Origin of the sequence: Herbiconiux gentiana (assembly GCF_024978135.1) — a bacterium.
Lineage (GTDB): Bacteria > Actinomycetota > Actinomycetes > Actinomycetales > Microbacteriaceae > Herbiconiux > Herbiconiux gentiana.
Genome location: NZ_JANTEZ010000001.1, coordinates 205619 through 222331 on the forward strand (window position 1 = coordinate 205619; position 16713 = coordinate 222331).

18 protein-coding genes are annotated in these 16713 nt (G+C 71.3%); 12 read left to right on the plus strand and 6 right to left on the minus strand.

Annotation, left to right across the window (positions count from 1 at the left end; translation table 11 throughout):
- Positions 1 to 42: 42 nt before the first annotated feature.
- Entirely contained in the window at positions 43 to 933 is an 891-nt protein-coding gene (locus NVV95_RS00935; RefSeq protein ID WP_259484660.1) for a proteasome assembly chaperone family protein, read from the minus strand.
- A 109-nt stretch (positions 934 to 1042) separates the two neighbouring features.
- On the opposite strand from NVV95_RS00935, the gene NVV95_RS00940 reads away from it, so the two are divergent.
- The 10 genes from NVV95_RS00940 (at position 1043) to lnt (ending at position 11448) form a co-directional block, all read left to right on the plus strand.
- Positions 1043 to 1726, plus strand: a complete 684-nt coding sequence (locus tag NVV95_RS00940) for an HAD family hydrolase (RefSeq protein WP_259484661.1) — start codon at positions 1043 to 1045, stop codon at positions 1724 to 1726.
- Positions 1723 to 2793, plus strand: a complete 1071-nt coding sequence (locus NVV95_RS00945) for a tRNA (adenine-N1)-methyltransferase (protein ID WP_259484662.1) — start codon at positions 1723 to 1725, stop codon at positions 2791 to 2793. The genes NVV95_RS00940 and NVV95_RS00945 overlap by 4 nt, the downstream gene beginning before the upstream one ends.
- 47 nt (positions 2794 to 2840) lie before the next feature.
- Positions 2841 to 3770, plus strand: a complete 930-nt coding sequence (locus tag NVV95_RS00950) for a hypothetical protein (protein WP_259484663.1) — start codon at positions 2841 to 2843, stop codon at positions 3768 to 3770.
- 27 nt (positions 3771 to 3797) lie between these two features.
- Positions 3798 to 4805, plus strand: a complete 1008-nt coding sequence (locus tag NVV95_RS00955) for a helix-turn-helix transcriptional regulator (protein ID WP_259484664.1) — start codon at positions 3798 to 3800, stop codon at positions 4803 to 4805.
- Positions 4805 to 5845 (plus strand): helix-turn-helix transcriptional regulator, encoded by a 1041-nt coding sequence (locus tag NVV95_RS00960; protein ID WP_259484665.1) that lies wholly within the window; start codon positions 4805 to 4807, stop codon positions 5843 to 5845. The genes NVV95_RS00955 and NVV95_RS00960 overlap by 1 nt, the downstream gene beginning before the upstream one ends.
- A gap of 9 nt (positions 5846 to 5854) precedes the next feature.
- Positions 5855 to 6196, plus strand: a complete 342-nt coding sequence (locus tag NVV95_RS00965) for a hypothetical protein (RefSeq protein ID WP_259484666.1) — start codon at positions 5855 to 5857, stop codon at positions 6194 to 6196.
- 5 nt (positions 6197 to 6201) lie between these two features.
- Positions 6202 to 6444: a Sec-independent protein translocase subunit TatA gene (gene tatA, locus NVV95_RS00970; RefSeq protein ID WP_259484667.1), complete on the plus strand. Its 243-nt coding sequence runs from the start codon at positions 6202 to 6204 to the stop codon at positions 6442 to 6444.
- Positions 6445 to 6494: 50 nt separating this feature from the next.
- Positions 6495 to 7247 carry a twin-arginine translocase subunit TatC gene (gene tatC / locus NVV95_RS00975; protein WP_259485191.1) on the plus strand — a complete coding sequence of 251 codons (753 nt, stop codon included), beginning with the start codon at positions 6495 to 6497 and terminating at the stop codon, positions 7245 to 7247.
- The gene (locus tag NVV95_RS00980; RefSeq protein WP_259484668.1) at positions 7247 to 9769 is read left to right on the plus strand and encodes a DEAD/DEAH box helicase; all 2523 of its coding nucleotides are present in this window, start codon (positions 7247 to 7249) and stop codon (positions 9767 to 9769) included. Before tatC ends, NVV95_RS00980 begins: the two co-directional genes overlap by 1 nt.
- 140 nt (positions 9770 to 9909) lie before the next feature.
- Positions 9910 to 11448 carry an apolipoprotein N-acyltransferase gene (lnt, locus tag NVV95_RS00985; RefSeq protein ID WP_259484669.1) on the plus strand — a complete coding sequence of 513 codons (1539 nt, stop codon included), beginning with the start codon at positions 9910 to 9912 and terminating at the stop codon, positions 11446 to 11448.
- Positions 11449 to 11545: 97 nt separating this feature from the next.
- Here lnt and NVV95_RS00990 read toward each other — a convergent pair whose 3' ends face one another.
- The 4 genes from NVV95_RS00990 to NVV95_RS01005 all read right to left on the minus strand — a co-directional run bounded on the left by NVV95_RS00990 (position 11546) and on the right by NVV95_RS01005 (position 14656).
- Complete coding sequence (locus NVV95_RS00990; protein WP_259484670.1) at positions 11546 to 11911, minus strand: RNA polymerase-binding protein RbpA; 366 nt, start codon at positions 11909 to 11911, stop codon at positions 11546 to 11548.
- A 152-nt stretch (positions 11912 to 12063) separates the two neighbouring features.
- Positions 12064 to 12867, minus strand: coding sequence for a glycerophosphodiester phosphodiesterase family protein (locus NVV95_RS00995; protein ID WP_259484671.1), 804 nt, complete (start codon positions 12865 to 12867; stop codon positions 12064 to 12066).
- A gap of 68 nt (positions 12868 to 12935) precedes the next feature.
- Complete coding sequence (locus NVV95_RS01000) at positions 12936 to 14135, minus strand: SPFH domain-containing protein (protein WP_259484672.1); 1200 nt, start codon at positions 14133 to 14135, stop codon at positions 12936 to 12938.
- Positions 14132 to 14656 carry an NfeD family protein gene (locus tag NVV95_RS01005; RefSeq protein WP_259484673.1) on the minus strand — a complete coding sequence of 175 codons (525 nt, stop codon included), beginning with the start codon at positions 14654 to 14656 and terminating at the stop codon, positions 14132 to 14134. Before NVV95_RS01005 ends, NVV95_RS01000 begins: the two co-directional genes overlap by 4 nt.
- A 139-nt stretch (positions 14657 to 14795) precedes the next feature.
- Between NVV95_RS01005 and NVV95_RS01010 the strand changes: the two genes are divergently transcribed.
- Both NVV95_RS01010 and NVV95_RS01015 read left to right on the plus strand, forming a co-directional pair.
- Entirely contained in the window at positions 14796 to 15566 is a 771-nt protein-coding gene (locus NVV95_RS01010) for an SDR family oxidoreductase (RefSeq protein WP_259484674.1), read from the plus strand.
- Between the two features lie 27 nt (positions 15567 to 15593).
- On the plus strand, positions 15594 to 16046 hold the full coding sequence (locus NVV95_RS01015; protein WP_259484675.1) for an NUDIX hydrolase: 453 nt from the start codon (positions 15594 to 15596) through the stop codon (positions 16044 to 16046).
- A 15-nt stretch (positions 16047 to 16061) separates the two neighbouring features.
- Here NVV95_RS01015 and NVV95_RS01020 read toward each other — a convergent pair whose 3' ends face one another.
- Entirely contained in the window at positions 16062 to 16670 is a 609-nt protein-coding gene (locus tag NVV95_RS01020; RefSeq protein ID WP_259484676.1) for an HdeD family acid-resistance protein, read from the minus strand.
- Positions 16671 to 16713: the final 43 nt, after the last annotated feature.

Below are 16713 nucleotides of genomic sequence, written 5' to 3' on the forward strand. Positions count from 1 at the left end.
CTCGGAGCTCTGGGCCTCAGTGCTCCAGGCCCCGGAGCAGGGTCAGTCGCGGCGCCAGGGCTCGTCGGGTCGGGAGTCGCCGCCCGCGCGGCCGTCACCGCGCTTGCGCAGGTAGCGCTCGAACTCCTGCGCGATCGCCTCGCCGCTCGCCTCGGGCGAGTCGACGGTGTCGCGCGCCTGCTCGAGCTGCTGGATGTAGGCCGCCATGTCCTCGTCCTCACCCGCGAGGGCGTCGATGCCCGTCTCCCAGGCGCTCGACTCGTCGACCAGCTCGCCGCGGTTGACCGAGACGCCGATGAGCTCCTCGATCTTCTCGATCAGGGCGAGCGTGGCCTTCGGCGACGGCGCGTTGTGCACGTAGTGCGGCACCGACGCCCACACCGACACCGTGGGGATGCCCGCGTTCTCGGTGGCCTCGGCGATGGCGCTGAGGATGCCCACCGGCCCCTCGTAGCTGGAGCGCTCGACGTCGAGCTCGCTGCGGACGACGGGGTTCTCGCTCGTGGAGAACACCGAGATGGGGCGGGTGTGCGGCACGTCGGCGAGCATCGCCCCGAGCAGGATGACACCCGTGATGTCTTCCGCGATCGCCGTCGACATCACCTCGGCGACGAAGCGCCGCCAGTTGCGCGAGGGCTCGGTGCCGAGCAGCAGGTAGAGCTGCGGCCCCTCGGCCGGCGCCGTCGAGTCGGTCGGCCCGAAGATCGAGGCGCCCGGCCAGACGAGCACGCGCTTGCCGTCGTCGTCGACCGTGACGTTCGGCCGGTTGAACTGGAAGTCGAAGTACTCCTCGGCGTCGACGTCGGCGATCTGCACGACGTCGAGCTGCTCCTTCAGCACGTTCAGGGCTCCGGTCGCGGCCTCTCCGGCGTCGTTCCATCCTTCGAACGCGACCAGGAGAAGTCGTCCACGCTGGAATCCGTTGTCTGTCACCGTGATGGGTACCTCACTGCCTTCCGGACCTCCGCACGGTGCGGGTGCCGTGCATCAAGGATAGGCGGTCGCCGGGATTCCCGAGGCGGGGCCCGTAGACTGTTCGCCCGTGACTGAATCCACCTCCGCCACCCGGCCCCGCCCCACGGCCCTCCTCTGGGACATGGACGGCACGATCGTCGACACCGAGCCGTACTGGATGCGCGCCCAGGAGGAGCTCGTCTCCTCCTTCGGCGGAAGCTGGACGCACGAGGCCGCCATGACGCTCGTGGGCTCGGGCCTCGACCGCACCGCCCGCATCCTGCAGGAGCACGGCGTCGAGATGGAGTCTCAGCCGATCATCGAGCTGCTCTCCACCCGCGTGATGGAGCAGATCAGCGAGCGGATGCCCTGGCGACCCGGTGCCCTGGAGCTGCTCACCGAGGCGCACGAGGCAGGCGTGCCGATGGCCCTCGTCACGATGTCGATAGGGCGGATGGCGCAGCACGTCGCCGACCACATCCCGTTCCCCGCGTTCTCCACCGTGGTCTCGGCCGACGTCGTGACGATGTCGAAGCCGCACCCCGAGGCCTACCTCACCGCCGCCGAGCGCCTCGGTGTCGACATCGCCGGCGCCGTCGCGATCGAGGACTCGCCCACCGGGGTGGCCTCGGCCGTCGCCTCCGGGGCCACCGTGATCGGCGTCGAGCACCTGCTGCCACTCGAGGGCACCGACGCCCACGTGGTCTGGCCGTCGCTCGCCGGCCGTGGCCTCGACGACGTCTCCGCCCAGCTCGAGGCGGCCGCCGCGTGAGCGCCCAGTACAGCGGGCCGTTCCGCGAGGGCGACCGGGTGCAGCTCACCGGGCCCAAGAACAAGCTGAACTCGATCACGCTCGAATCGGGCAAGGTGTTCCACTCGCACCGTGGCTACATCGACCACGACGCCCTGATCGGCCTGCCCGACGGCTCGGTCGTCGAGAACTCCGTCGGCGTCGAGCACCTCGCGCTCCGCCCGCTGCTCACCGACTTCGTGATGTCGATGCCGCGCGGCGCCGCCATCATCTACCCGAAGGACGCCGCCCAGATCCTCGGGCAGGCCGACGTCTTCCCCGGCGCCACGGTGGTCGAGGCGGGGGTCGGCTCCGGCGCGCTCTCGCTCTGGCTGCTGCGCGCCATCGGGCCCGGCGGCCGGCTGTCGAGCTTCGAACGGCGCGAGGAGTTCGCCGACGTCGCCCGGGGCAACGTCGCGGCGTACTTCGGCCGCGACCCCGAGGAGTGGACGGTGACGGTCGGCGATCTCGTCGAGGCGCTGCCGGCCGCGCATCCGGAGCACTCGGTCGACCGGGTCGTGCTCGACATGCTCGCCCCGTGGGAGGGCGTCGACGTCGTCGCCGACGCCCTGAAGCCCGGCGGGGTCGTGCTCTGCTACGTCGCCACGGTCACGCAGCTCTCCCGCACGGTCGAGGCGCTGCGCGACACCGGCCTGTTCACGAACCCGGTGCCGAACGAGACGATGATCCGCGGCTGGCACGTCGAGGGTCTCGCCGTCAGGCCCGACCACCGGATGATCGGGCACACCGGTTTCCTGGTCAGCGCCCGACGGCTCGCCCCGGGCGCGGTGCTGCCCGAGCTGAAGCGCCGCCCCTCGAAGACCGACTTCTCCGACGAGGACATGGACGCCTGGACCCCGGGCGCCCTCGGCGAGCGGGGGATCAGCCCGAAGAGCCTGCGGAAGCGGGTGCGGGCCGCCACGGCCACGGCGGATGCGGCGCTGGCGCGCGAGGCCCGCGAGGGCACGGCCCCGGGCCGCACCGACGGCGCGGCCGCAGGTGCCGCCAAGGGTGCGGCCGAGAGCGCTCCGCAGGATGAAATAGGATGATCTCGCTCACCGGGCCGTCGGCTCGTCGAACGCAGGAAAGAGGATCCGTGCGCAAGCTCCCCGCGCTCATTCTGTCGGCAGGTCTCCTGCTCTCGCTCGCCGCGTGCTCGACCGGCGCGAACGCCGCCGACGGCTGCTCCGACATTACCGCGCCCGGCCAGGCCAGCGAGTCCGTCTCCGTCACCGGCGACGTCGGCGGCACCCAGACGGTCTCGTTCCCCTCGCCGCTCGTCGCCGACTCGGCAGAGCTGTCGACCGTCGTCTCGAACGACGACCCCGACGCGGCCGTCGCCGGCTTCGGCGGCATCGTCAACACCAGCTACTCCATCTACGACGGCCAGACCGGCGCCGCCGTGGGCTCGCCCTCGACCGGCCTGATCGCCGTCTCCGACACCCTCCCGCAGGGTCTCCAGGACGCCCTGGCCTGCGCCTCGGCCGGCGAGCGGGTCGCCCTGGTGCTCCCGAACGAAGACGCAGCGACAATCGTCCAGGGCGCACCCGGCTCGGTCGTCATGGTGTTCGACGTCGAGCGCACCTACCCGCACAGCGCGAGCGGCACCCCGCAGCCGGCGCAGTCGGGCTTCCCGGCCGTCGTGCGCGACGAGACCGGCCGCCCGGGCATCACGGTCACCTCCACCGAGGCTCCGGATGCCGCGGAGTCCGCCCTCCTCATCAAGGGCGACGGCGACACCGTGGCCGAGGGCGACGCCCTGCTCGTGCAGGTCACCTCGGTCAGCTACGCCGAGCCGCGCCGCGCCTCGGTGAACACCTGGGAGGAGGGCTCGCCTCAGCTCTGGCTGGCCTCCGACGACACCACGAAGACCACCGGATCGAAGCAGCCCGCCGGCATCGGGCAGTTCCTGATCGGCCAGCCGGTCGGGTCTCAGGTGCTCGTGGTGCTGCCGACCGACGACGGCAGCTCGGCCACCGCGTGGGTCGTCGACGTCCTCGGCGTCGTCCCGCCCGCCGCGGGCTGATCGGCCCGCACGGCCTAGACTGGACGGGTGCCCTCGCGTAGCAAGACCCCGCCTTCGGTGCCGGTCGAGGAGCGCCTGTTCAGCCTCGTGCTCGCGCTCCTCGCGACCGAGGCCGGCCTGACCAAGGGCGAGATCCTGTCCACGGTGCAGGGCTACCGTCAGCGGTACTCGGCGAACGGCGACAACGCGAGCCTGGAGCGCCAGTTCGAGCGCGACAAGGACGACATCCGCGAGCTCGGCGTGCCGCTCGAGGCGATCGACACCCCGGGCGAGCCGGGCAACAACCAGTCGCTGCGCTACCGCATCCCGCGCACGGCCTACGAGCTGCCGGCCGACATCAGCTTCTCCGACGCCGAGACCACCCTGCTGAACCTCGCCGCCATGGCGTGGCGGGAGGGGTCGCTGTCGCGGGAGTCCCGCCGGGCGCTGCTGAAGCTGCGCTCGATCGGCGTCGAGACGAGCGATCCCGTGCTCGGCTACGCCCCGCGCATCCGCACCCGCGACGCCGCCTTCGAGCCCCTCAACGACGCCCTCTCGCGCGGGGTGGGCGCGTCGTTCGCCTACCTCAAGCCCGGTGACGCGGCGGCGCGCCTGCGCACCGTCACCCCGCTAGCCCTCGTGCAGCACCAGGGCCGCTGGCACCTCAAGGCGATCGACACCGGTGTCGGCGAGCCCCGCACCTTCCTGCTGTCGCGCATCACCGGCCCCGTCAAGCTCGGCCGCACCCCGGTCGACGTGCCGCCCGGGGACTACGCGGCGATCGCCCTCGCCGAGCTCGACGCCATCTGGGAGGCCAACGTGGCCGAGCTCGAGGTCGTCGCGGGCAGCGACGCCCAGGTGCGCCTCGGCCGCAGGCGTGGGGCGACGAGCCCGGGGGAGGGCCGCCTGCTGCTGCACTTCACCGACCTCAACCTGCTCGCCGACGAGCTCGCCGGCTTCGGCCCCGAGGTGCTCGTGATCGGCCCGGAGCATCTGCGCCACGCGGTCGTCGAGCGGCTCGAGCAAGCGGTCCGCACCCACGAGGAGGCCGTCTGATGGCGCGCGACGCCCAGCCCTTCGCCTTCGCGCAGGACAAGCTGACCTTCCTGCTGTCCCTCGTGCCCTATCTGATCGACCTCGGCCGGGTCTCCGTCGCCGAGGCGGCCGCGCACTTCCAGGTCAGCGAGAAGCAGATCCGCGACGCGGTCACTCTCATCGCGGTCTCCGGCGTGCCCGGCGAGACCACCCAGTACCAGCACGGCGACCTCTTCGACATCTCCTGGGACGACTTCGACGAGCGCGACGAGATCGTGATCACCCACATGGTCGCCCTCGACGACTCGCCCCGCTTCTCGGCCCGCGAGGCCGCCGCGCTGATCGCCGGGCTGCAGTACCTCCAGTCGCTTCCCGAGAACGTCGACAGCGGCGTCTACTCGTCGCTGATGGACAAGCTCGCCCGCGGCGCCTCCGAGCGTCCGAGCCAGGTGGCGATCGCCGGCTCCGACACCACCGCGTCGCTCGCCGAGGTGCGTGACGCGGTCGCCCGCCGGCTGCAGATCTCCTTCGACTATCTCTCGGCCCGTGGCTCGCGCGAGCGGCGCACCGTCGATCCGCTGCGCATCGACTCCGACGACGAGAACTGGTACCTCCGCGCCTGGGACCACGCCCGCAGCGCCGTGCGCACCTTCCGGCTCGACCGCATGACGGGCATCACCGTCACCGACATCCCCGTCTCGGGCAGTCACGACGACGTGCCGCTCGGCGACCGCCTGTTCGTCGGCGGCGACGACGACCTCCTGGTGACCATCGAGCTCGACCCCTCGGCCATGGCGCTCCTCGGCGAGTTCGTCTCGAGCGTCGACGAGACCGCGCCGGCCGACGGGGGCGTCGGCGAGAGCGATGACGCGGGCGGGGCGGATGCTCGGCAGCCCGCTCCCGGGCGGGTGCGCACGCGCATCCGCGTCGCCCACGTGCACAGCCTGAAGCGTCTCGTCACCGCGATGCCGTCGGCGGTCACGATCGTCGACCCGCCCGAGGCCAGGGCCGCGGTCGTCGACTGGGCGGGCGCCGCGCTCGACCGGTACCGGACGGCCTAGGCTTACGACATGGCGTGGTGGGCGTGGCTGATCATCTGGACCGTGCTGGTGCTCGGTCTGTTCGGCATGCTCGCCCTGGTCGGCCTGCGGCTGTGGCGGAAGTCCCGCGCGACCCTCGCGGCGCTCGAGGAGCTGACCGAGAAGGTCGCTCGGCTGGCCGAGAACGTCGAGCAGCTGCAGCCCGAGCAGCCGACGGAGCGCGCCATCCTGACCGGCTACGCCGAGATCGCCCGGCGTCACGACATCCGGCGCGACCGTCGCTCCGAATACCGTGAGGACCGCCGAGCGGCCCGACTGGCCCGAGGTAAACTGCTCATCAGGCCCGACACCGTACCGACCCTAAGGAAGTAAGACCGATGCTCGGAAACGCATTCACCGGATGGCACCTCATCGCCATCCTGGTCGTCATCCTGCTGCTGTTCGGTGCGACCCGCCTCCCCGCCCTCTCGAAGAGCCTCGGCCAGTCGATGCGCATCTTCAAGAACGAGACGCGGGCCATGAAAGACGAGAACGCGGCCGAGAAGTCCGCCACCTCGAACCCCGCCGACCCCGGCTACCAGGCGGGAACGACGAGCACCACTGAGCCTCCGAAGTCGTAGGAGCCGTGGCCGCAGCATCTCCGCGGCCGACGCGCTCCCGTGACGGGCGGATGTCTCTCGGCGCCCACCTGATCGAGCTGCGCAAGCGGCTGTTCCTCGCCGCCCTCGGGCTGGTGATCGGCATGGTCGTCGGCTGGATCGTCTCCGACGTCGTCCTCCAGGCGCTCATCCACCCGATCACCGAGATCGCGGCCGAGCAGGGGCGCGACGCCTCGCTGAACTTCACCGACATCTCCTCCGCGTTCGACCTGCGCATCCAGATCGCCTTCACCGTCGGCGTCGTCATCTCCTCACCGGTCTGGCTCTATCAGCTCTGGGCGTTCGTGATGCCGGGGCTGAAGAAGAGCGAGAAGCGCTACGCGATCGGCTTCCTCGCCTCGGCGGTGCCGCTGTTCCTCGCCGGGTGCGCGGCCGGCTGGTACGTGCTGCCGCACATGGTGGTGCTGCTCACGGGCTTCGCTCCCGAGGGCACGACCGCGCTGCTCACGGCGCGGTCGTACTTCGACTTCGTGCTGAAGCTCGTGCTGGTGATCGGGGTGGCCTTCGTGCTGCCCGTGTTCCTCGTGCTGCTGAACGTCGCCGGGGTGCTCTCGGCGGTCGCGATCCTCAAGTCCTGGCGCATCGCCATCCTCGCCATCACGGTGTTCACCGCGATCGCGACCCCGGCGGCCGACGTGATGTCGATGTTCCTGCTCGCCGTGCCGATGGTGCTGCTCTACTTCACCGCAGCGGGCATAGCCTGGTTGCACGACCGGCGCGTGCGCCGGGCGCAGCAGAGCTACGATGTGGAATGGGCGGTCTGATGGCAGGCAAGCAGAACACCCGGGCCACGGCGACGGCCGACGCGGGCGGGCCGAGCCCGTCGGAGCGCTTCGCCGCGAGCCGCCGGCGGGCCGGGCATCCGCTCGTCGACCAGTTCAGGGCGGGGCTCGGCTTCGATCTCGACCCCTTCCAGATCGAGGCCGCCGGTGCGCTCGAAGACGGGCGGAGCGTGCTGGTCGCCGCCCCCACCGGCGCCGGCAAGACCGTGGTCGCCGAGTTCGCGGCGTACGTGGCGATGCAGTCGGTGCGCGACAAGATCTTCTACACCGCCCCCATGAAGGCGCTGTCGAACCAGAAGTTCAACGAGTTCGTCGCCGAGTACGGGCCCGACGAGGTGGGCCTGCTCACCGGCGACACCAACATCAACGCGGATGCCCGGATCGTCGTCATGACGACCGAGGTGCTGCGGAACATGCTCTACGCCGACTCGGCGCTGCTGACGAACCTGCGCTTCGTCGTGATGGACGAGGTGCACTACCTCGCCGACCGGTTCCGCGGGGCGGTGTGGGAGGAGGTCATCATCCACCTGCCGCAGAGCGTGAAGCTGGTGTCGCTGTCGGCGACCGTCTCGAACGCCGAGGAGTTCGGCGACTGGCTGCAGGCCGTGCGCGGCGACACCGAGGTGATCGTGTCGGAGGAGCGGCCGGTGCCGCTGGATCAGCACGCGCTGGTGAAGACGAAGCTGATCGACCTGTTCGACTCCAGCGGGCGCGCCGCGACGAACCGGGTGAACCCCGAGCTGGCGCAGCTCGTGCGCGGGGGAGCGTCGTACGGCAACGACCGGAGGAGCGGGCCCGGGGCCTACCGCGGGGGCGGCGGAGGGGGTGGCGGTCGCGGGCGCGGTGGGCGCGGCGGGCGCTTCAACGGGCCCTCGCACGGCCTCGAGCGCATGGACCGGCCCGAGGTGATCGCTCTGCTCGACGAGCACCGGCTGCTGCCGGCGATCTTCTTCGTGTTCAGCCGGCTCGGCTGCGACCAGGCCGTGAAGCAGGTGCTGCGCGCGGGCGTGCGGCTGACGACGGCCGACGAGCGCGACGAGATCCGCCAGATCGTCGACGAGCGCTGCCGCACCCTGCTCGACGAGGACCTCGCGGTGCTCGGCTACTGGGAGTGGACCGAGGGGCTGCAGCGCGGTGTCGCCGCGCACCACGCCGGAATGCTGCCCGCCTTCAAGGAGGTGGTCGAGGAGCTGTACCAGAAGAAGCTGGTCAAGGTCGTCTTCGCCACCGAGACACTGGCGCTCGGCATCAACATGCCCGCGCGCACGGTCGTGCTCGAGAAGCTCGAGAAGTTCAACGGCGAGGCCCGCGTGCCGATCACGGCGGGGGAGTACACCCAGCTCACCGGGCGCGCGGGGCGGCGCGGCATCGACGTCGAGGGCCACTCGGTCATCCAGTGGCGCGACGGCCTCGACCCGCAGGAGGTGGCCTCGCTCGCCTCGCGGCGCACGTACCCGCTGAACTCCAGCTTCCGGCCCACCTACAACATGGCGGTCAACCTGATCGACCAGTTCGGGCGGCCCCGCACCCGCGAGATCCTCGAGTCGTCGTTCGCGCAGTTCCAGGCCGACCGCGCCGTCGTCGACCTCGCGCGCAAGGTGCGCCAGCAGGAGGAGTCGCTGAAGGGCTACGAGGAGGCGATGACCTGCCATCTCGGGGACTTCCGCGAGTACGCCAAGATCCGCCGCGAGCTCACCGACCTCGAGCGCTCGGGTGCCGGGAAGGCCGACACGCTCTCCCGCGGCGACCGGGAGAAGCGGCAGCGCCACATCGCCTCCTTGCGGCGGCAGCTGCGCGCGCATCCGGTGCACGGCTGCAAAGACCGGGAGTCGCACGCCCGCTGGGCCGAGCGCTGGTTCACCCTGAAGCGCGACACCGACAAGCTGACGCAGCAGATCCAGACGCGCACGAACGTCATCGCCAAGGTCTTCGACCGGGTCACCGACGTGCTGCTCGGAATGGGCTACCTGCGGCGGGACGAGCACGGTGCCACTCTGCTCACCGATCACGGCAAGACGCTGAAGCGCATCTACGGGGAGCGCGACCTGCTGGTGGCCGAGTGTATCCGGCGTCGGGTGTGGCACGACCTCGACCACGCGGCGCTGGCCGCCATGGCCTGCGCGCTGGTGTTCGAGCCGCGCCGCGAGGAGGCTGAAGGCAACGACCGCAACCTGCCCCGGGGCGCCTTCCGCGAGGCGCTCGACAAGACGCAGACCCTGTGGGCCCAGATCGACGACGTCGAGCGCGAGCACCGGCTGCCGGGCAGCAAGCCCGTTTCGACGGGGCTCTCGGCCGCCATGCACCGCTGGGCCCGGGGCGCCTCGCTCGACGACGTGCTGTTCGAGGCCGACCTGGCCGCCGGCGACTTCGTGCGCTGGTCGAAGCAGACTATCGACCTGCTCGACCAGCTGCAGGGCACGGCGGATGCGCGGCTCGCGACCCTCGCACGCTCGGCCATCGACGCGGTGCGCCGGGGCATCGTCGCCTACTCGTCGGTGGCGTGAGGGCGGCCGTGACGCGAACGATCGATCCTGTGCCGCCTGCGGGCAGGGGTGTGCCCGGCGCGGGGGGTGGCGCGCCCGGCGCGAGCCCGTCGCCCCGCCCGAGCGCTCTGGAGATTTCCCGCTCGTCCCGCCTGCCTGCCGTGCTCGTGGTGCCGCCCGCGCGGCCTCTCCTCCCGCTCTGGCTCGCCGTCGTCGCCGCCATCGGCGCGGGCTTCACCATGGACGCCGGCTTCCCCGACCAGAACCTCTGGCCGCTCACCCTCGTCGGCACCGGCGTCATGCTCGCCGCCCTGATCGGCCGTCGCTGGAGCGGGGCCCTGCTCGTCGGAATCGTCGGCGGCTCGGCGTTCTGGGGCGCGCACATCATCTGGCTGACGCTCTACCTGGGCCCCATCCCGTGGCTCGGGCTGACCCTGTTCGAGGCGGGGTACTTCGCCCTCGGCGCCATCGCGATCGCCCTGGTCTACCGCCGGGCCGACCGCGTCTGGCCGAGCCGCTGGGGTCGCCTCGGGCTCGTGCCCATCGTGATCGCCGGCCTCTGGACCCTCCGCGAGGGCATCAACGCGATCTTCCCCTACGGCGGCTTCTCCTGGGCCCGCGTGGCGATGTCGCAGAGCGACAGCCCGTTCACCTCGCTGATCGCCTGGGTCGGCATGGCCGGCCTCAGTTTCCTGCTGGTCTGGCTCGTCGCCTTCACCGTGCAGCTCTGCCGCGAGGGCCGGTGGGCGGCGGATGCCCTGAGCCGCCCCGCGCGCGTGCTCGCCGTCGTGACGGCCACCGTTGCCCTCCTCGCGGTGCCGGCGTGGGCCGCCCCCACCTCGGGCACCTCGCGCATCGGCGGAGTGCAGGGCGACTCCGACGCCGGACTCTTCGCGGTGCACGAGCGCGGCGACATCTTGAACGACCACGTCTCGGCGTCGCGCTTCCTCGAGGGGCAGGACCCCGACATCGTCGTCTGGCCCGAGAACGGCTCCGACATCGACCCGACCACGAACTCCCTCGCCGCCGGCACCCTCGACGCCGTGAGCCGGGAGCTCGGCGACGTGCCCCTCGTGGTGGGCACCATCCAGGTGCGCGGCGACAAGGTCTACAACACCTCGCTGCTCTGGCAGAACGGACAGGCGACCGACCACTACGACAAGCGGCACCCCGTGCCCTTCGCCGAGTGGATGCCCAACCGCGCCTTCTTCCGCAGCCTCGCGCCCGACCTCGTCGACCTCGTCACCCGCGACTACGAGTTCGGCACCACCGACCTCACCTTCGACATCGACGGGCTGCGCGCGGGCATCTCGATCTGCTTCGACATCACCGACGATGCCGTGATGCGGGCGATGTCGGCCGAGGGCGCGCAGGTCGTGCTGGCGCAGACCAACAACGCCGACTTCGGACAGACCGACGAGAACCTCCAGCAGCTCGCCATCGCCCGCCTGCGCGCCGTCGAGTTCGGGCGCAGCGTCGTCAACATCTCGACCGTGGGCACCTCGGCGATCATCGGGCCCGACGGGCAGAACATCACGACGATCCCGGCCTACCAGCCCGGCGCCATGATCGCCGACGTCCCCCTCGCGACGACGCAGACGCCGGCCGCGCTCCTGGGCTTCCAGCTCGAGTGGCTCGTCGGCGGCCTCGGCCTCGCCGGCCTCGCGGTCGCGCTGTGGGCAGGCCGCCGCCGCGCCTGACGCCTCGCCGGGAGGTCGGGCGGGTACAGAAACGCCGCCCGGGCGGATGCCGAGCGGCGTTCGTGCGTGCGGGCGCGGGGCCCGCGGGGTGGCGGTGCTAGGCGCCGATCTTCTGCGTGCCGCGACGGGCGCGCAGGTACTGCAGGCGCTCCTCGAGCAGCTCCTCGAGCTCGGCGCGGGTGCGCCGTTCGAGCAGCATGTCCCAGTGCGAACGCGGCGTCTTGGCGTCGCTGTGGTCGATGACGACGGGCTCAGAGCCCACCATCAGCGTGGCTTCGTGGCTGCAGAACTTGCATTCCCAGGCCTCGGGGGCCTCCGCCTCGGCCGAGAACACCATGTCGGTGTCACGGCCACATGTCGCGCAACGGTACGTGTACGTCGCTCGGGGCGAGAAAACGACGCCCTCTTCGCTCTGCAGGCTTTGTGCGCCCAGACGCATTCCGCGCAAACTGCGATCTGCCATTGTGTGGTCTCCTCTCGCGGTGCTTATTCGTTATAACGGCGTGCGAGGCGGAATCCTTTCCGTGGGCGGGTATTGCCAGAGGTCTCCCAGTCAACTCCGCCATTCCCCTTTCGGGGGTCATCGCCTTCCGGGCGTGTCGAGCACCGGATGCTCTACCGACGCGGCCCGGCACCGCCCCCGTGCCGGCGGAACTCGGCCGCCAGCGGCAGCATGAGGTCGACGCGGTCGGTGACGATGCCGTCGACGCCGCGCTCCAGCAGCAGCCGGGCCTCGTCGACGTCGTTGATCGTCCAGACGTGCACCTCGACCCCGGCCGCGTGCAGCCGCCGGACGGTGCGCGCCGTCACGGTCTCGAAGCGCCCGACCCGTCGGGGGATCTGCACGGCGTCGACCCGGCGCAGGAACCACCGCGCCAGGGGAGTGAGCCCCAGTTTCGCCGCGATGAGGGCGGGCACGAACTCCTGCGCCGAGGCCGACGCTGCGACCCCCGGCAGCAGGACGGTCGCCGACCTCCGCCGGGCGCTCGAGAACGACGTCAGCAGCACGCGCTCCCGCGCACCCGCCGCCTCGATCGCGGCCGCCGCCGGAGCCGCGGCCGCCTCGGCCTTGACGTCGATGTTGAAGCGGCTCGTCGGCAGCGCGACCAACAGCTCGGCCAGCGTCGAGAGGCGCTGCCCGGCGCCGAGGTCGATGGCGACGAGCTGCTCGAGCGTGAGGGCGGACACGTCTTCGTCGCGGCCGGCGACGCGGTCGAGGGTGGGGTCGTGCGCGGCCACCGCGATGCCGTCGGCGGTGGCGTGCACGTCGGTCTCGAGGTATTCGGCCCCGGCCCCGACCGCGGCCTCGAAGGCGGCCAAGGTGTTCTCGGGCACGTCGACCGCCAGCCCGCGGTGGGCGAGCACCCGGGGGAATGCCCCGGAGAAGTACTCGCTTCTCGATGCGCGCCGTCGAGCCATCAGCGGGGGCTCGGAAGAGTGTCGACGTCGTGGATCACGGGCGGGTGCGGTCTGTGCTCGCCGGGGCGTCAGAGAGCGGCAGGGCCGGCCCCGTCCCCGGACGTCTCGCCCGGAGACGGGGCGGCAGGGGAGGGGGAGACGGGCGGAGTCGGCGCCGACGGTGAGCCGTCGCCGATGCCCGCGCCGGCCGGGCGGCCCGCGGCGCTGGCGTCGGCCGCGTTGCGGGCCGCCGCCGTCGCGTCGCGCACGGCGGCCTGGGCGTCGGCAAGCGCCGACGACGCCGTGCCCCCGGCCGCGTCGCCGCCGATCAGCCCACCGCTCTTCGCCGCCTCGCTGGGGCCGGGGCGCGGCCCGCCGGCGAGCGAGGCCGCGACCGACCCGCCCTTGTCTCCGAAGGCCTGCCCGATGCCCTTCAGCGCCTCGGTCAGCTCGCTCGGGATGACCCACAGCTTGTTCGCGCTGCCCTCGGCCAGCTTCGGCAGCGTCTGCAGGTACTGGTAGGCCAGCAGCATGTTGTCGGGCTCGCCCCGGTGGATGGCGCCGAACACCGTGGTGATCGCCTCCGCCTCACCCTGCGCCCGCAGCACCTGCGCCTTGGCGTCACCCTCGGCCCGCAGGATCTGCGACTGCCGCGCACCCTCCGCCTCGAGGATGGAGGACTGCTTGGTTCCCTCGGCGGTGAGGATGACCGCGCGACGCTCCCGCTCGGCGCGCATCTGCTTCTCCATCGAGTCCTGGATCGAGGCGGGCGGGTCGATCGCCTTCAGCTCGACCCTCGACACCCGGATGCCCCACTTGCCGGTCGCCTCGTCGAGCACGATGCGCAGCTGACCGTTGATCTCGTCGCGGCTGGTGAGAGCCTCCTCGAGGTTCAGTCCACCGACCACGTTGCGGAGGGTCGTGGTGGCGAGCTGCTCGACGGCGCCGAGGTAGTTCGCGATCTCGTAGGTCGCGGCCCGAGCATCCGTCACCTGGAAGAAGACGACCGTGTCGATCGAGACGACCAGGTTGTCTTCGGTGATCACCGGCTGGGGCGGGAAGGAGACGACCTGCTCGCGCAGATCGATCAGCGGCCGCAGCCGGTCGATGAAGGGCACCAGGATGTTCAGCCCGGGCATGAGCGTCTTGTGGTAGCGGCCCAGCCGCTCCACCACGCCGGCCCGCGCCTGGGGGATGATGCGCACGGAGCGCGCCAGCACCACCAGCGCGAACAGGACGACGATCGCGATGACGACGAACAGCACGATCTGACCCACGGAGTCGTTCACGGTGTCGCTTCCTTCCGGTTGCCGGGCGCGAGCCCGTCGGGGGGAGTGAGGGGTGCACTGGCCGAGGCCGGTACGACGACGGCGGTGGCACCGTCGATGGAGGTGACGAGCACACGCTCGCCGCGCTCGAGCTCCCGCTGCTCGACGAGGGGCGAAACCCGCGCCGTCCAGGTGTCGCCATTGGAGAGCTTCACATGGCCGGCCGTCGGAGTCAGTCGGTCGAGCACGTGGCCCTCGAGACCGAGCAGGGCGTCGACGTTGCTCTTCGCCGGATCGCCGCCGCGCTTCAGCCGCTTCAGCAGCGGCGGCCGCAGCAGCAGCAGGAGCAGCAGCGAGACCGCCGCCGCCACCACGATCTGAGCCCACCACGGCGCTCCGACCACACCGGCCACGAGGCCTCCGAGACTGCCGATGGCGATCATGAGGAAGGTGAACTCGAGCGTGAACATCTCGATCACGATGAACAGCAGGATGAGGCCCAGCCAGACGATCCAGGCGTAGCTGTCGAGGAATTCGAGCATCTGCGGTCTCCTCCCGTTTGCGACCTGTGCGGTCTCGATCGGTGTCTCCGACGCTATCAGGCACGGGCGACAACCGGTCGGACGCCCGGTGAGTTGGTAGTCTCGACGGGTTCGCCACCCCTCGTACCAAGGAGCCCCCGTGTCCAACCCCCTCGCCCCCGGATCGCTCGACGGCAAGCGCGTTCTCGTCACCGGCTCGTCCCGCGGCATCGGCGCCGACACCATCGGCTACTTCGCCGAGGCGGGCGCCTCGGTCGTCATCAACTACCGCAACAAGGAGGCGCGCGCGGTGAAGCTCGCGAACTCCATCCGCGAGAACGGCGGCACCGCGATCGTCGCCGGCGCCGACCTCACCGACCCTGACTCGGTCGCCGCCCTGTTCGACCAGGTGCAGGCCGAGCTCGGCGGGCTCGACGTGCTGGTGCTGAACGCCTCGGGCGGCATGGAGAGCGGCATGGCCGAAGACTACGCCATGAGCCTCAACCGCGACGCGCAGGTCAGCGTGCTGACCTCGGCGCTGCCGCTGCTCGCCCCCGGGTCGCGCGTCGTGTTCGTCACGAGCCACCAGGCGCACTTCATCCGCACCACGCCGACCATGCCCGAGTACGAGCAGGTCGCCCTCTCCAAGCGTGCGGGCGAGGACGCCCTGCGCGACCTCATCCCGCGCCTCGACGAGGCCGGCGTCGAGTTCGTGGTCGTCTCGGGTGACATGATCGAGGGCACCATCACCGCCACCCTGCTCGAGCGCATGAACCCCGGCGCGATCGGCGCGCGCAAGGAGGCCGCCGGCCGCCTCTACAACGTGAGCGAGTTCGCCGCCGAGGTCGCCGCCGCCGCGGTCGACCCGATCCCGGCCGACCACACCCGGCTCGTCGGCGACGTGAGCGACTTCGAGCAGAACGGCGTCTGAGCCGTGGGTGGGGCAGCGGATGCCGCGGTGCCGGAGGGCACGGTCATCCTGAAGTCGCGGGTGCTCGTGACCGATAGTTCGGGTGCAGCCCTGCTGTTCTTCACGAGGGCGGATGCTCCCGCGAACCCCACCCGCTGGCTCACCCCGGGCGGCCATCTCGAACCGGGGGAGACCCACGCCGAGGCCGCCGTGCGCGAGCTCTTCGAGGAGACGGGACTGGTCGTCACCGAGGCGGAGCTGGGCGACCCCGTGTGGGCGCACGACTTCGAGGCGGAGCCGGCCACGGGCATCCGTCGCCCCTATCACGAGGAGTGGTACCGCCTGCGCACCGAGCGGTTCGACCCGGTCGACACGAACTGGACCGATGACGAGCGCGTCGACGTGGAGGAGTGGCGCTGGTTCGCGCCGGCCGAGCTGGCCGCGACGACGGATGCGCTGGAGCCCGCCGGGCTGGCGGCGCTGGTCGAGCGACTCAGCTAACCCGGCGGGCGGTTCTCACACCGTCGTCCTGGGGGCCTTGCCGAGCGTGATCGCGGTGATCGCCGCGAAGACGCCGGTGATGATCAGGCTGATGCCGGTGAACAGCACCAGGATGCCGATCGACTCGAGCGGCAGGAAGATGACGACGATCCCGGCGACCACCGAGACGACACCGAGGATCGTGCCGAACCACTGCGAGGAGTCCCTCGCGGTCTCCATGACGGCCAGGACGCCCTCGATGATCCACGAGAAGCCGATCACGAAGGCCAGCGCGACGAGCGAGACCACCGGGTTGCGGATGGCGACGACCCCCGCGACGATCAGCAGCACACCGAGGATGATGCCGAGCGCCCGGATGCCGCCGGTGAGATCGCGGCTGACGATGCCCTGCACGATGCGCATGAGGCCGATGATCCAGAAGTAGATCGCGAACAGCAGGGCGATGGTGTAGACGATGGCGTCGGGGTTGTTGAACGCCAGCACCAGCACGACGACGCCGAGCAGGATCGAGAGCACGGCACGGACCCAGAGGCCGGCCTTCAGCCACTTCGCGACGCTGCCGCCGATGTCGCCCGGGAAGAGCAGGAAGCCGGCGCTGGGCCCGGCGGTGGTCGGTGCGGTCATGGATTCCCCCTGGTCGGTGCGCGCACTGCCGGCGCGCCTGCGG